The sequence below is a fragment of the Acidovorax sp. JG5 genome (genome assembly GCF_017939685.1).
In the GTDB taxonomy this organism is placed as follows: Bacteria; Pseudomonadota; Gammaproteobacteria; order Burkholderiales; family Burkholderiaceae_C; genus Acidovorax.
In genome coordinates this window covers 303,089-316,840 of sequence record NZ_JAGKSE010000001.1, presented here as the reverse complement: position 1 = coordinate 316,840, position 13,752 = coordinate 303,089, and the positions used below count along the sequence as shown (strand labels likewise).

The window sequence follows — 13,752 nt, the reverse complement described above, 5'->3', positions numbered from 1 at the left end:
GTTCGTCAATCTTTCAATAGGGTGTGCAGCAGGTGGTGGCCCTCGGGCCAGTCTGCCAGGCCGGATTCGGCATTGATGTGGCCGCGCGCGCCGCTATCGATGAAGCGCGCGCCCCAGGCTTGCGCCAGGCCTTCGGCGCGCTCAAAGCTGCAATACGGGTCGTTGCGGCTGCCCACCAGCCAGGCGGGGAACGGCAGCGGCTGGCGCGCGATGGGTGCCCAGCCGTGAATTTGCGCGGCCAGGTCGGGGCGTTCCACATCGCCGGGCGCCACTAGCAGCGCACCCTGCACGCGGTGGGCGCTGGGCGAATGCGCCGCCCACCAGGCGGTGAGGATGCAGCCCAGGCTGTGCGCCACCAGCACCACGGGGCCGTCGGCATCGACCACGGTGTCTTCGAGCCGCGCCGACCAGTCGCCGCGTAGGGGGCGCATCCAGTCGTGCTGCTCCACGCGGTGGTAGCCGTGGCGGGCCTCCCACAGGCTTTGCCAGTGGTCGGGGCCGGAGTTCTGCCAGCCGGGCAGCAGCAGGATGTTGGAGGCCTTCATTACTATCAAATAAATAGCTGTCAGCGCTTTACTATCAAGCGCTGGAGGCCATTTTGACTGCAGCATCCGATGCCGCAGCCATGCGCTGCCCACGCTCGACCATTTCCTGTGCAAATTCGACAAAGGCCTGGCTGCCTTTGGCCGCCGGGTCGAACACCACGCCGGGCAGGCCATAGCTGGGCGCTTCGGCCAGGCGCACGTTGCGCGGGATGACGCTGTTGAACACCTTGTCGCCAAAGTGGCCCTTGAGCTGCTCGCTCACCTGTTGCTGCAGCGTGATGCGCGGATCGAACATCACGCGCAGCAGGCCGATGATCTGCAGTTCGCGGTTCAGGTTGGCGTGCACCTGCTTGATGGTGTTGACCAGATCGGTCAGGCCTTCGAGCGCGAAGTACTCGCATTGCATGGGCACGATCACGCCGTGCGCGCTGCACAGGCCGTTGAGCGTGAGCATCGAGAGCGACGGCGGGCAGTCGATCAGCACAAAATCGTAGTCGCCCGCCACCTCGGCCAGCGCCGCCTTGAGGCGTTTTTCGCGGTGCTCCAGCGCCACCAGCTCCACCTCGGCGCCGGCCAGTTCGCGGTTGGCGCCCAGCACCCAGTAGCCGCATTTTTCCGCCAGCACTGCGGCCTCTTTGACCGAGGCGGATTCGAGCAGCACGTCGTACACCGTCAGCTCCAGGCTGCGCTTGTCCACGCCCGACCCCATGGTGGCATTGCCCTGCGGGTCCAGGTCCACCATCAGCACGCGCTGGCCGATCTTGGCCAGGCCCGCGGCGAGGTTGACGGTGGTGGTGGTCTTGCCAACGCCACCCTTCTGGTTGGCAACGCAAAAAATCTTGGCCATGTGGATGCTGTGGTGGTGGGGGTTGATGTGGAAATGGCCCGTTCGAAGCCCAAGCCGGCGCGCAAGGCGCTTGCCACATTCCAGCCTCAGTGCAATGGCTGCGGCGGCGGCGCCTCCCGGAGAACGATGCGGCGAGTTTAAGCCACGGGCGCTGTGGCCGGTTGCATCCAGACGATGCAGCGCTCGGCATCCAGCCCCGGCACGGTAAGCTGTTCCACGTGAAACACCTGCACGGCGGCGGGCAAGGCGGCGATTTCATCCGAAGGGTGCTTGCCCTTCATGGCCAGCCAGACACCGTGCGGCGCCATCAGCGCAGCCCGCGACCAGCCCACGAAGTCGGGCAGCGAAGCAAAGGCGCGGCAGCTGATGATGTCGAACGGTGTGGTCAAGGTCTCGACCCGAGCGTGCAGGCCGTGCAGGTTGCGCAGCTTCAGCGCCACCGCCGCCTGCTGGATGAACGCAGCTTTCTTGCCCACGGTATCCACACAGCTCACATCCACATCCGGGCAGCAGATGGAAAACACCACGCCGGGCAGGCCGCCACCCGAGCCCACGTCGAGCAAGCGCACGGGAGCAGGTGTGGGCACGCCGCCCTGCCGCAATGCCGCCACCTGGCGGCGCAGCGGCGCCACCGCCGCCAGGCTGTCGAGCAAATGGTGCGTCAGCATCTCCTGCGGGTCGCGCACGGCCGTCAGGTTGTAGACCTTGTTCCACTTTTGCAGCAGGGCCAGAAAGTCGAGCAGCTGGGTGATTTGCGCCTCGGCCAGGCCCAAGCCCAGCGCGTCCGCGCCCGCCTGCAGTTGCTGGCGCAAGGCATCGTTGTGCACTGCCATCGTCATGCCGCTATTTCCCCTTCTGCCTTCGCAGGGGTGTCCGGGACAACTGGGGCCACCGCAAACTCCTTGAACCCACCTTTCTTCAAATGCACCATCAGCAGCGAGATCGCCGCCGGCGTGATGCCCGTGATGCGGGAGGCATGGCCCAGGGTTTCGGGGCGGTGTCGGCTGAGCACCTGGCGCGCCTCGATGCTCAGCGCCGTGACCTGCATGTAGTCCAGCTCGGCCGGCAGGCGCAGTTTCTCGAAATGCGCGGCGCGCTCCACCTCGCCCTTCTGGCGGTCGATGTAACCCGCATACTTGGCGGCGATTTCCACCTGCTCCACCACCGGCTCGCTCAGGTCACCCAGCGTTTCACGTGAAACGTCCTTGGTCGCGTACTTGCCGCCATCCATCGACACCAGGTTGGCATAGTTCACATCGGGGCGGCGCAGCAACTCGAACAGGTTGTATTCATGTTCGATGCGCTTGCCCAGCACGCGCTCGGATTCCGCCGCTGGCAGGTTGCGCGGGTTCACCCAGGTGGCCTTGAGGCGCTCTGTTTCACGTGAAACCGCATCGCGTTTGCGGCTGAAGGCGTCCCAACGCGCATCGTCCACCAGCCCCATGCGGCGCCCCGCTTCGGTCAGGCGCATGTCGGCGTTGTCCTCGCGCAGCTGCAGGCGAAACTCGGCCCGGCTGGTGAACATGCGATAGGGCTCAGTCACGCCCTTGGTGATCAGGTCGTCCACCAGCACGCCCAGGTAGGCCTCGTCGCGGCCAGGCAGCCAAGGCGCGTCGCCCCGGCACTGCAGGGCGGCGTTGATGCCGGCGAACAAGCCCTGGGCCGCCGCCTCTTCATAGCCTGTGGTGCCGTTGATCTGGCCGGCAAAGAACAGGCCCTGGATCTGGCGCGTCTCGAAGCTGCTCTTGAGCGAGCGCGGGTCGAAGTAGTCGTATTCGATGGCGTAGCCGGGGCGCAGGATGTGCGCATTCTCCAGCCCGGGCATGCTGCGCACCAGGTCGTACTGGATGTCGAACGGCAGGCTGGTGCTGATGCCATTGGGGTAGAACTCGTGCGTGGTCAGCCCCTCGGGCTCCAGAAAGATCTGGTGGCTGTCCTTGTCGGCAAAGCGGTTGATCTTGTCTTCCACGCTGGGGCAATAGCGCGGGCCCACGCCCTCGATCTTGCCGGTGAACATGGGGCTGCGGTCAAAGCCGCTGCGGATGATGTCGTGCGTGCGCTCGTTGGTGTGGGTCGCCCAGCAAGGCACCTGCTTCGGATGCATCTGCGAATTGCCCATGAAACTGAACACGGGCACCGTGCCCTCGTTCACGCCGCCGGGCATGCCGTCGCCGGGCTGCTCGGTGCACTTCGAAAAGTCGATGCTGCGCCCGTCAATGCGCGGCGGCGTGCCGGTCTTCAGGCGGCCCTGGGGCAACTTCAGCTCCTTGAGGCGTGCCGACAGCGACACGGCGGGCGGGTCCCCTGCCCGGCCGGCGGCGTAATTGTTCAGGCCCACATGGATCTTGCCGTCCAGGAAAGTGCCCGCCGTCAGCACCACGGTGCGGCTGCGAAAGCGGATGCCCACCTGCGTGACGGCGCCCACCACGCGGTCGCCAGAACCGGTGGATTCCACCATCAGGTCGTCCACCGCCTGCTGGAACAGCCACAGATTGGGCTGGTTCTCCAACATGCGGCGGATGGCGGCCTTGTACAGAATGCGGTCGGCCTGCGCCCGCGTGGCGCGCACGGCCGGGCCCTTGCTGCTGTTGAGGATGCGGAACTGGATACCGCCCTCGTCGGTCGCCAGCGCCATGGCGCCGCCCAGCGCGTCCACCTCTTTGACCAGGTGGCCCTTGCCGATGCCGCCTATGCTGGGGTTGCAGCTCATCTGCCCCAGCGTCTCGATGTTGTGGGTGAGCAGCAGCGTGCGTTGCCCCATGCGCGCAGCGGCCAGCGCGGCCTCGGTGCCGGCGTGGCCACCGCCGACCACGATCACATCAAATTCCTGGGGATACAACATGGGACAACTCCAGGGCCACCGGCCCATAACGACACACACACCAAACACCGACGCTCCTGCGCCCACCCCGCGCCGGCCTTGTGGGCCGTGCAGCGGAAAGCCTGCAATTTTCCCACCTTTGGCTGGCGCACGCCCAAGGGCCATGCCGACACCCTTGCGGCGCATGTGCGCTCCAGCCTGCCCGGCCTTGTTTCACGTGAAACAGGGCCTTCTGCACCAAGGCCTGCGTCGCACGCTCATCCAAGGGCCGCACCCGCAGGAATCCTGCCCCGGGTCTGTGCTCCAATGTCGGGCATGCACCACCCACTCCTCGTCTTTGCCGGCAGCACCCGCCAGCAATCGTTCAACCGGCGCCTCGCCCAGGCCACTGCCGCCATGGCCCGCGAAGCCGGTGCCCAGGTCACGCTGCTGGAACTGTCCGAGTTCGACATCCCGATGTACAGCGCCGATCTGGAAGCCCAAGGCACGCCCGCCGATGTGTTGCGGCTCAAGCAGATCCTGTGGGAACACCCGGCCTGGATCATCTGCGCCCCCGAATACAACGGCAGCTACACCGCCCTGCTCAAGAACACCATCGACTGGGCCTCCAGCCCCGTCAAAAACCACCCCGACTGGCAAGACGGCACCCGGTCCTTTCGCGACAAGGTCGTGGGCATGCTCAGCGCCTCGCCGGGCGCTTTGGGCGGCCTGCGCTCGCAAAGCCACCTGGCGCCCTTGCTGATCAATCTGAAATGCTGGCTGGCACCCCAAGCCTTTGCGCTGGGCCATGCAGACAGCGCCTTCGACGACCACGGCGCCCTGGTCCACCCGGCGCACCGCGATCGCGTGCGCGCCGTGGTCGATCAGGTGCTGTGGGCGGCCGGGCGGCTGCATCCGGCAGCGGGCTGAGTATTTCAAGCAAAAACGGCCTGCAGCGCCCAATGGGCAAGCGCAGACAGCTATCAAAATCACCTCTTCCATGAACTGCCGGCCGGGCTGCGGCGCCTGCTGCACCGCCCCTTCCATCAGCTCGCCCATCCCCGGCATGCCACGGGGCAAGCCTGCCGGCGTGCGCTGCGTTCAGCTGGGCGACGACGCCCGCTGCCTGGTATTTGGGCAGCCCGGGCGCCCGGCCGTGTGCGCCGGGCTGATGCCATCGGCCGACATGTGCGGCACCGACCGGGAGCACGCCATGCTGTACCTGGTGCAGCTGGAAGAGCAAACCCGCCCCGCGTAAAAATCGCCCCCCCCGAAGACGCCTGCAACATGCCCGCTACCGCTGCCAGCGCAAGTGCCCCGGCGCCAGCAAAAAACACCTGCAGCGCATAGCATCCGGCTTCTCCCTTTCCATCGCTCAAGAGGATTTTTTTCATGAAGCTCTACTACTCGCCCGGCGCCTGCTCCCTGTCGCCCCACATTGCCCTGCACGAAGCCGGCCTGGCGTTCACGCCCGTGCTGGCCAGCACCAAGAGCCACAAGCTGCAGGACGGCACCGACTACTACGGCATCAACCCGCTGGGCTATGTGCCCCTGCTAGAGCTGGACAACGGCGAACGCCTGCGCGAAGGCCCGGCCATCGTGCAATACATCGCCGACCAGGTCCCCGACAAGCAACTGGCCCCGGCCAACGGCACCATGGAGCGCTACCGCCTGCAAGAGTGGCTGACCTTCATCGGCACCGAGGTGCACAAGGGCTTCGGCCCCCTGTTCAACCCCGCCACGCCCGAGGAATACAAGGCCACCGCGCGCGAACAGTTGCTCAAGCGCCTGCAGTGGGTGGACAGCCAGCTCGCCAGCAAGCAATACCTCATGGGCGATCAGTTCACCGTGGCCGATGGCTATCTGTTCACCGTGACCAACTGGGCGGGCTTCGTCGGACTCGACCTCTCAGGCCTGGCCCATCTGGCAGCCTACCGCGAACGCGTGGGTGTCCGCCCCGCCGTGCAAGCAGCGATGAAGGCCGAAGGCCTGCTCAAATAAGCGCCACGCCCGCGTGCGCCGCTGCGGTCCGCCCGCACCGGCGCACGGAAATAAAACAGCGCGCAGCCTTTGCCCCATCAGCGCTGACTGCTATTGTTTTAATTAAGCCAGTTTCTTCTGCGATAGCGCAACTAGCACACAATGGCTTGACCGTGCTGCCCGCTGCATACTGCAGCCAGTGCCGCACTGCAGTACCCTTGGGGGAAAATCTGCCCTCGGGCATATCCCCTCTTCCCCCTTGCGACGAAAGCCCTTCATGCCCTCTTTGTTCGAACCCGTCCAGGCCGGTGACCTGCACCTGGCCAACCGCATCGCCATGGCGCCGCTCACGCGCAACCGCGCGCCCGACGCCATCCCCACGCCGCTCATGGCCACCTACTACCAGCAGCGCGCCAGCGCCGGCCTGCTGATCACCGAGGCCACGGCCATCAGCCCCCAGGGCCAGGGCTATGCCGACGTGCCCGGGCTGTATGGCACCGAGCAGCTTGACGGCTGGAAGCGCGTGACCCGCGCCGTGCACGCCGAAGGCGGCAAGATCGTGGTGCAGCTGTGGCATGTGGGCCGCATCTCGCACACCGACCTGCAGCCAGGCAACGCCGCGCCCGTGGCGCCCTCGGCCATTCGCGCCAAGACCAAGACGGTGCTGATCAAGGACGGCGTGCCCACCTTCACCGACACCTCCATGCCGCGCGCACTTGAACTGGACGAGCTGCCCGGCATCGTGCAGGACTACCGCCACGCCGCGCGCAACGCCATCGCCTGCGGGTTTGACGGCGTAGAGATCCACGGCGCCAACGGCTACCTGCTCGACCAGTTCCTGAAAACCGGCGCCAACCAGCGCACCGACGACTACGGCGGCAGCATCAAGAACCGCACCCGGCTCACGCTCGAAGTGGTGCGCGCCATCGTCGATGAAGTCGGTGGCGGCCGCACCGGCATCCGCCTGTCGCCCGTGACGCCCGCCAACGACATCGTGGACGAGAACCCTCAGCAGCTCTTTGACTACCTGGTGGCCCAGCTCGCCCCGCTGGGGCTGGCCTATGTGCACATCATCGAAGGCGCCACCGGCGGCCCCCGGGAGTTGGCCGACCGACCTTTCGACTACGCCGCCCTCAAGGCCGTGTACCGCAAGGCCGGCGGCAAGGGTGCCTGGATGGTGAACAACGCCTACGACCGCCCCCTGGCCGAAGCCGCCGTGGCAGCGGGCGCCGACATCGTGGCCTTTGGCCGGCCCTTCATTGCCAACCCCGATCTGGTCACCCGGCTGGAAAAGAACGCGCCCCTGAACGAGCCCGACCGCGCCACCTTTTATGGCGGCGGGGCCAAAGGCTACACAGACTACCCCACCTTGTTCTGAGGGCGGGCGTTTTAAGCCAAAAGTGGCTCCAGCCCTTTTGTACAAAGCGCTGGCAGCTATTTAATTAATAGCATCTCCACATCAGGCGATGCACGAATGCCCGCTTCAGCCCGCCAGCTGGGGCGTGGCGCGGCCAACCAATGCGCGGCGCTCCGGCCCGGCGGCGGCGGCGTGGGACAGGGCCGCCATGCCACGGCCTTCATCGGCCAGATGAAACTGCTGCACCACCTGCGACAAGCGCGCAGCCTGCTCGCGCAGCGATTCGGCGGCGGCGGCCGATTCTTCCACCAGCGCCGCATTCTGTTGCGTCATGCGGTCAATATCGCCCACCGACTGGTTCACCTGGCCAATGCCGGCCGACTGCTCGGAGGCAGCGGCGGTGATCTCGCCAATGATGTCGCCCACACGCTGCACGCTGGCCACGATTTCCTGCATCGCGGCGCCGGCTTCTTCCACATGGCGCACGCCACCGTCCACGGCGGTCACGCTGTTGCTGATCAGGCCCTTGATGTCGCTGGCCGCCGCCGCCGAGCGCTGCGCCAGGCTGCGCACTTCGCTGGCCACCACGGCAAAGCCCCGGCCCTGCTCACCCGCGCGGGCGGCTTCCACAGCGGCGTTCAGCGCCAGGATGTTGGTCTGAAAGGCAATCGAATCGATCAGGCCGATGATGTCGCCGATCTTGCGGCTCGATGCCGAAATCTCGTGCATGCTGGCCACGGCCTGCTCGACCACCGAACCACCGCGCTGGGCCGTGCTGGAGGCCGAGCTGGCCAGCTGGTTGGCCAGCTGCGACGACGAAGCAGTCTGCTGCACATTGGATGTGATTTGCGACAGCGAGGCCACCGCTTCCTGGGCATTGCTGGCCGTCTGCTCGGTGCGCGCGGACAGGTCCTGGTTGCCCATGGCGATCTCCTGGCTGGCCGTGGCAATGCTGCCGCTGGCATCGCGTACCTGCGCCACCAGCGCCCCCAGGCCCTGCTGCATGTCGGCCAGCGCGCGCTGCAGGTCGGCCACTTCGTCCTTGCCATCGGCAACGATGCGCTGCGACAGGTCGCCGCCGGCAATCGCCAGCGCCATACGGCGGGCCTCGGCCAGCGGGCGGCAGATGGACAGCATGTTCATCAGCGTGGTGGGCACCACCACCGCCACCGTGATCAGCACCGCCAGGGCAAACAGCCACAGGGTCTGGTTGGCCACATTTTTCTGGTCGGCCACGGCCGCCGTCACTTCGGCACGCAGCACGCCGTCGAGCTCCTTGAGCAGCTTGTCGGCCTCGTCGAACTCGGCCACGGCCTTGCTGCTCATGCGGTTGGCAATGGTGGCCGTGTCGTAGCCACCCGCTTCGAGCTGGCGCGCCACATGGGCGAACTGGTCGCGGTAGCTGTCCAGGCGCTTGGCGATGGCCTGCGCGATGGCGTTGTCGCTGTCCTGCGGACCTTCCAAAAAGCGGGCTGCGACTTTTTTGGACTGCTCCACGCTGGCCAGCCAACGGGTGTGCGCCGCCTTCACGTCCTCGGGCTTCTCATACGAGATGATCATGTCCTTTTCGTGCTGGCGGATCGCGCCCATCTCACCGCGCAACTCGGCCATGTGGCTCACCTCGGAGAACGAACGCGCCACAAAGTCCTCGCTCATGTCGTGGATACGGAACATGCCCAGCATGCCGGCGCCCCCCAACATGCCCAACAGCACCAGCACCACGGCAATGGCGCCCAACATCCGAAAGCGGATGGTGAACAGCCGCATGAGCGATAAGAGATTCATGATGTGTCTTCCTCCAAGTCTGAAAGCACCCCGGCCGCCGGTCGCAGCCACGGATATGCAACAAAACGTTGCAGTTTGCCAGACATCGGTGACCACACTCCACGCAGTACCCGAAGTTGTTACCTTCGCCAGCGTTTTAACAACAGCGCATTGGCCATCACGCTCACCGAACTCAAGGCCATGGCTGCGCCAGCCACCACCGGGCTCAGATACCCCAGCGCCGCCAGCGGAATGCCGGCCACGTTGTAGAAAAAGGCCCAGAACAGGTTCTGCCGGATTTTCGCCACGGTGCGCCGCGAGATATCCAGCGCCGCGGCCACCAGCATCGGGTCGCCGCGCATCAGCGTGATGCCGGCGGCATGCATGGCCACATCGGTGCCGTTGCCCATGGCCATGCCGACATCGGCGGCCGCCAGCGCGGGGGCGTCGTTGACGCCATCGCCCACCATCGCCACCACATGCCCCCCACGCTTGCCACTGCGTGTGCTTCGCTGCCCCCCGAGGGGTCCTTCGCGCCCTGGGGCGGCCCGGCGGTGCTCATCGCTCCCCGCCTGCAGCGCCTGCACGCGCGCCGCCTTCTCGCCGGGCAGCACCTCGGCCATCACCTCGCCGGCATCGGGGTCCAGCCCCAGGCGCCGCGCCATGGCCTCGGCCGCGCCCCGGTTGTCGCCCGAGATCATCACCGTGCGCACGCCCAGCGCCCGCAGCGCCGCCAGCGCCTCGCGCGCGCCGGCCTTGGGCTCGTCGCCAAAGGCCAGGATGGCGCGCAAGGCCAGGCCGTCGGTGGTGCGCTCGGCCACGGCCGACACCGTGGCGCCATCGCTTTGCAAGGCGGTCGCCCGCGCGGCCAGCGCGCCCTCCTTCAGTTCTTTCACGCCCAGCTCGTCCATCCAGCGCAGGCTGCCCACCAGGTAGCTGCGGGCCTGCACCTCGCCCTCGGTGCCGCGCCCCGGCACGGCGCGCACGCCGTCGGGCGCCACGGTCTGCAGGCCGCGCTCTTGCGCAGCCGCCACCACGGCACGCGCCAGCGGGTGTTCGCTGCCGCTTTGCACGCTGGCCACAGCCGCCAGCACGGCCGCCTCGTCCTGGCCCGGCACCACCTCGAAGGCGGTCAGCCGGGGGCGGCCCACCGTCAACGTGCCGGTCTTGTCGAACGCCACCACATCCACCTGGTGGGCCAGCTCCAGCGCCTGCGCGTCCTTGATCAGGATGCCGTGCTTGGCCGCCACGCCGGTGCCCGCCATGATGGCCGCCGGTGTGGCCAGCCCCAGCGCGCAAGGGCAGGCAATCACCAGCACGGCCACGGCGTGGATCACCGCCACCTCGAAGCCCGCGCCCGTCCACAGCCAGGCCAGCAGCGTGGCCAGCGCCACCAGCAGCACCACCGGCACGAAAACCGCCGACACCTGATCGACCAGGCGCTGAATGGGCGCCTTGGCGGCCTGCGCGTCCTCGACCAGGCGGATGATGCGCGCCAGCACCGTCTCGGCGCCCACGGCCGACACCTGCATCACCACGCGGCCATCGCCATTGATGGAGCCGCCGGTCAGGGGCGCGCCCACCTCGCGCGTCACAGGCAAGGGCTCGCCGGTGAGCATGGACTCGTCCACCTGGGTGTGGCCCTCCAGAACGCTGCCGTCCACCGGAATGCGCTCGCCGGGGCGCACCACCAGCCGGTCGCCCGCCATCACCTCGGCCACCGGCACATCCACCTCGCCATCACGCCCCAGCATGTGGGCCACATCGGGGCGCAGCGCATGCAGTGCGCGGATGGCCGCCGTGGTCTGGCGCTTGGCGCGCGCCTCCAGCCACTTGCCCAGCAGCACCAGCGTGACCACCACCGCCGAGGCCTCGAAATACAGGTGCGGCGCATGCCCCTCTGGCGCCGTGAGCCACAGCCACATAGACAAGCCCCAGCCCGCCGACGTGCCAATAGCCACCAGCAAATCCATGTTGCCCGTCAGGGCCTTGAGCGCATGCCAGCCCGCCTTGTAAAAGCGCGCCCCCAAAATGAACTGCACCGGCGTGGCCAGCGCAAACTGCACCCAGGCGGGCAGCATCCAGTGGTAGCCCAGCAGATCGCCCAGCATGGGCAGCACCAGCGGGGCCGACAGCAGCAGGCCCACGCCCACCGGCAAAAAACCGGCCCAGGGCGACAGGTTCTCGGGCGCATCGTCCTGCCCTGCCGCGCGCGGCTCGTAACCGGCATTGCGCACCGCGCGGCGCAGCACGGCGTCCATGGCCGGGCCTTGCGCACCCGGCGGCTGCACATAGGCGATGCGCGCCGACTCGGTGGCCAGGTTCACGGTGGCATCCTGCACGCCGGGCACTTTGCGCAGCGCCCGCTCCACCCGGCCCACGCAGCTGGCGCAGGTCATGCCGCCAATGCCAAGGTCGATGGTTTCCGGGGTTTCCAGGGATTCGGGGGGGGTGGCAGAAGTGTTCATGGTGGGTACGGTAATCCTTGCCATGATGGCAAGGTCAAGAACGGATGCCCCATCAACCTTGCAGACGCCAGTGCCTTTGCGGGCGCTTGACTATGCCACCATGTCAAGGTTCATTATTCCTGTGTCATCACTTTTTCACCGGAGAAATCGCATGCAATACACCCTTCAAGTCCAGGGCATGACCTGCGGCCACTGCGAGCGCGCCGTCACCCAGGCCGTGCAGCAGATCGACCCCGCTGCCACCGTGCGCATCGACCGCGCGCACAACCGTGTCGATATCGACAGCACCCAGCCCCGCGAGGCCCTGGCCGCCGCCATTGCCGAAGAGGGCTACCAGGTCGCCGCATGAGCACGCGCACGCCGGCACAGGGCTGGCCCGTGCCCATCGGCGAGGCCGCCCGGCGCGCCGGGGTGTCGGCGCGCATGGTGCGCCACTACGAATCGCTGAGCCTGCTGCCCCCCGTGGGCCGCACCGACAGCGGCTACCGCCAGTACACCGAGGCCGACGTGCACGCGCTGCGCTTCATCGGCCGCGCGCGCACGCTGGGTTTTTCGATGGAAGAAATCCGCGAATTGCTGGGCCTGTGGCAAGACAAGAGCCGCGCCAGCGGCCATGTCAAACGCATCGCCCAGGCGCACATCGACGACCTGGGCGCACGCATCGCCGCCATGCAGGCCATGCAGCGCACACTGCAAACCTTGGTGTCCTGCTGCCAGGGTAACGACCGGCCCGATTGCCCCATCCTGGACGACCTGGCCACCGCCCATGGCAACCCTGCCACAGCGCCCAAAATGCTATTTAATTCATAGCTTCTTGCGCTGACCCAGTAAGCGATTGGGCCCATTCTTGCTGGATGAAATGCCTGAGAACAGGCTCCCGATCTCAGAACGGCGCTGATTCGGGGTCGGTGTCTTCCGGGGGCGTCACCGGCCCGGTCACCACGCCACCGCCCGCACTTTTGCGCGCGGGTGCGGACGGCGCGGACGATGGCGCAGACTGTGGCACTGGTGCGGCTGCGGGCGCGGCGCCAGCGCCCATTGCCTGCGCTGCACTGGCCACGCCGCTCTCGGCCACGCCACTCTCGGCCTCGCCGCCCAGCGCCTCGATCAGGTCCGGGATCAGCTTGACCAGCTCGCCCGTGGCAATCGCCACGTCGGTATCAAAGCCGCCGTCGTCGGCCTTGGTGCCTTCAAACACCGTGTCCAGAAACGCCACCTTCTTGATCTGCAGGCCCTCGGTCAGCATGAACGAGACGCGGTCGTCCCAGGTCATGGCCAGCTTGGTGGGCAGCTTGCCGGCGGCGATGTGGGCCTGCACTTCCTCGATGTCGAGCGGGTGGCGGGCGTAGCGCACCACGGCCTTGGCTTCGTCGGCGCTTTTGAGCTCGCATTCGCGGTCCACGGTGAAGCCCACGGGCGGCTCTTGCGTGCTCAGCCAGTGCGACATCGCGGCCTGCGGGCTGGTCTGGGTGTTGATGAGCGAGACCGACAAACCCGGCAGTGATTCGACCAGCAGCGTCACCACCTCGTCGGCGCGGCCTTGGGCTGAGGTGTCGAGCACCAGCAGGCGCGATGCGGTGTCGATCCACACCCACATCGAGCCCTGTTTGGTGAAGGCCATGGGCAGCAGATCAAGCTTGGCCTCGTCTTTGAGCTCCTTGCTTTCCTTCTTGCCGGGCTTGCGGCCGGTTTCCTGCTCGATGCGTTCGGCTTTTTCCTTCACGCGGCGCGCCAGCACGCTGCCGGGCAACACCTTGGATTCGACCATGAAACGCAAAATCCACTGCCCGCCCACCGACTCGGCCAGCGGGCCATGCGCATCACCGCGCGGCGGCACCCAGCCGAGCGACTTTTCTTGTGTGGCACCACATTCCAGAAAGGGCGCCTTGGCCAGCGCCTCTTCCACCTGCGTCAATTCCACCTGCCATTGCGGCGCAATGCGGTACACGATCATGTTCTTGAACACGGACAACCTTTGTTTCTTCTGGCCA

At 66.9% G+C, this 13,752-nt stretch carries 13 protein-coding genes; 6 read left to right on the top strand and 7 right to left on the bottom strand.

The window, feature by feature from the left end:
• Nucleotides 1–5: 5 nt before the first annotated feature.
• The 4 genes from J8G26_RS01395 to mnmG form a co-directional block, all read right to left on the bottom strand.
• Nucleotides 6–545, bottom strand: coding sequence for an alpha/beta fold hydrolase (locus J8G26_RS01395; RefSeq protein WP_086910885.1), 540 nt, complete (start codon nt 543–545; stop codon nt 6–8).
• Between the two features lie 34 nt (nt 546–579).
• Nucleotides 580–1,392 (bottom strand): AAA family ATPase, encoded by an 813-nt coding sequence (locus J8G26_RS01390; protein WP_086910884.1) that lies wholly within the window; start codon nt 1,390–1,392, stop codon nt 580–582.
• A gap of 137 nt (nt 1,393–1,529) precedes the next feature.
• A complete protein-coding gene (gene rsmG / locus J8G26_RS01385; RefSeq protein ID WP_087742903.1) occupies nt 1,530–2,231 on the bottom strand; it encodes a 16S rRNA (guanine(527)-N(7))-methyltransferase RsmG in 702 nt (233 codons plus the stop codon).
• Nucleotides 2,228–4,234 carry a tRNA uridine-5-carboxymethylaminomethyl(34) synthesis enzyme MnmG gene (mnmG, locus tag J8G26_RS01380; RefSeq protein WP_210567647.1) on the bottom strand — a complete coding sequence of 669 codons (2,007 nt, stop codon included), beginning with the start codon at nt 4,232–4,234 and terminating at the stop codon, nt 2,228–2,230. Before mnmG ends, rsmG begins: the two co-directional genes overlap by 4 nt.
• Before the next feature lie 294 nt (nt 4,235–4,528).
• Here mnmG and J8G26_RS01375 point away from each other — a divergent pair, with 294 nt between their 5' ends.
• The 4 genes from J8G26_RS01375 to J8G26_RS01360 all read left to right on the top strand — a co-directional run bounded on the left by J8G26_RS01375 (nt 4,529) and on the right by J8G26_RS01360 (nt 7,550).
• Nucleotides 4,529–5,122: an NAD(P)H-dependent oxidoreductase gene (locus tag J8G26_RS01375; RefSeq protein ID WP_087748089.1), complete on the top strand. Its 594-nt coding sequence runs from the start codon at nt 4,529–4,531 to the stop codon at nt 5,120–5,122.
• Nucleotides 5,123–5,192: 70 nt separating this feature from the next.
• Nucleotides 5,193–5,450: a YkgJ family cysteine cluster protein gene (locus J8G26_RS01370; RefSeq protein ID WP_087742901.1), complete on the top strand. Its 258-nt coding sequence runs from the start codon at nt 5,193–5,195 to the stop codon at nt 5,448–5,450.
• A gap of 134 nt (nt 5,451–5,584) precedes the next feature.
• Nucleotides 5,585–6,193 (top strand): glutathione transferase GstA, encoded by a 609-nt coding sequence (gene gstA, locus J8G26_RS01365; RefSeq protein ID WP_210567646.1) that lies wholly within the window; start codon nt 5,585–5,587, stop codon nt 6,191–6,193.
• A gap of 256 nt (nt 6,194–6,449) precedes the next feature.
• Entirely contained in the window at nt 6,450–7,550 is a 1,101-nt protein-coding gene (locus tag J8G26_RS01360; protein WP_087742899.1) for an alkene reductase, read from the top strand.
• Between the two features lie 105 nt (nt 7,551–7,655).
• Here J8G26_RS01360 and J8G26_RS01355 read toward each other — a convergent pair whose 3' ends face one another.
• Together J8G26_RS01355 and J8G26_RS01350 are read right to left on the bottom strand one after the other, a co-directional pair.
• Nucleotides 7,656–9,314, bottom strand: coding sequence for a methyl-accepting chemotaxis protein (locus J8G26_RS01355; protein WP_210567645.1), 1,659 nt, complete (start codon nt 9,312–9,314; stop codon nt 7,656–7,658).
• 119 nt (nt 9,315–9,433) lie between these two features.
• Complete coding sequence (locus J8G26_RS01350) at nt 9,434–11,761, bottom strand: heavy metal translocating P-type ATPase (protein ID WP_210567644.1); 2,328 nt, start codon at nt 11,759–11,761, stop codon at nt 9,434–9,436.
• A 151-nt stretch (nt 11,762–11,912) separates the two neighbouring features.
• Between J8G26_RS01350 and J8G26_RS01345 the strand changes: the two genes are divergently transcribed.
• Both J8G26_RS01345 and cueR read left to right on the top strand, forming a co-directional pair.
• Nucleotides 11,913–12,110, top strand: coding sequence for a cation transporter (locus J8G26_RS01345; RefSeq protein WP_086926139.1), 198 nt, complete (start codon nt 11,913–11,915; stop codon nt 12,108–12,110).
• Nucleotides 12,107–12,571 carry a Cu(I)-responsive transcriptional regulator gene (gene cueR, locus J8G26_RS01340; protein ID WP_210567643.1) on the top strand — a complete coding sequence of 155 codons (465 nt, stop codon included), beginning with the start codon at nt 12,107–12,109 and terminating at the stop codon, nt 12,569–12,571. Before J8G26_RS01345 ends, cueR begins: the two co-directional genes overlap by 4 nt.
• Nucleotides 12,572–12,644: 73 nt before the next feature.
• Here cueR and J8G26_RS01335 read toward each other — a convergent pair whose 3' ends face one another.
• On the bottom strand, nt 12,645–13,727 hold the full coding sequence (locus J8G26_RS01335) for a recombination-associated protein RdgC (protein ID WP_210567642.1): 1,083 nt from the start codon (nt 13,725–13,727) through the stop codon (nt 12,645–12,647).
• Between the last annotated feature and the right edge of the window lie 25 nt (nt 13,728–13,752).

Coding starts and splice junctions, on each gene's coding strand:
- J8G26_RS01395 (WP_086910885.1), bottom strand. CDS start 545: ATGAAGGCCTCCAACATCCTGCTGCTGCCCGGCTGGCAGAACTCCGGC.
- J8G26_RS01390 (WP_086910884.1), bottom strand. CDS start 1,392: ATGGCCAAGATTTTTTGCGTTGCCAACCAGAAGGGTGGCGTTGGCAAG.
- rsmG (WP_087742903.1), bottom strand. CDS start 2,231: ATGACGATGGCAGTGCACAACGATGCCTTGCGCCAGCAACTGCAGGCG.
- mnmG (WP_210567647.1), bottom strand. CDS start 4,234: ATGTTGTATCCCCAGGAATTTGATGTGATCGTGGTCGGCGGTGGCCAC.
- J8G26_RS01375 (WP_087748089.1), top strand. CDS start 4,529: ATGCACCACCCACTCCTCGTCTTTGCCGGCAGCACCCGCCAGCAATCG.
- J8G26_RS01370 (WP_087742901.1), top strand. CDS start 5,193: ATGAACTGCCGGCCGGGCTGCGGCGCCTGCTGCACCGCCCCTTCCATC.
- gstA (WP_210567646.1), top strand. CDS start 5,585: ATGAAGCTCTACTACTCGCCCGGCGCCTGCTCCCTGTCGCCCCACATT.
- J8G26_RS01360 (WP_087742899.1), top strand. CDS start 6,450: ATGCCCTCTTTGTTCGAACCCGTCCAGGCCGGTGACCTGCACCTGGCC.
- J8G26_RS01355 (WP_210567645.1), bottom strand. CDS start 9,314: ATGAATCTCTTATCGCTCATGCGGCTGTTCACCATCCGCTTTCGGATG.
- J8G26_RS01350 (WP_210567644.1), bottom strand. CDS start 11,761: ATGAACACTTCTGCCACCCCCCCCGAATCCCTGGAAACCCCGGAAACC.
- J8G26_RS01345 (WP_086926139.1), top strand. CDS start 11,913: ATGCAATACACCCTTCAAGTCCAGGGCATGACCTGCGGCCACTGCGAG.
- cueR (WP_210567643.1), top strand. CDS start 12,107: ATGAGCACGCGCACGCCGGCACAGGGCTGGCCCGTGCCCATCGGCGAG.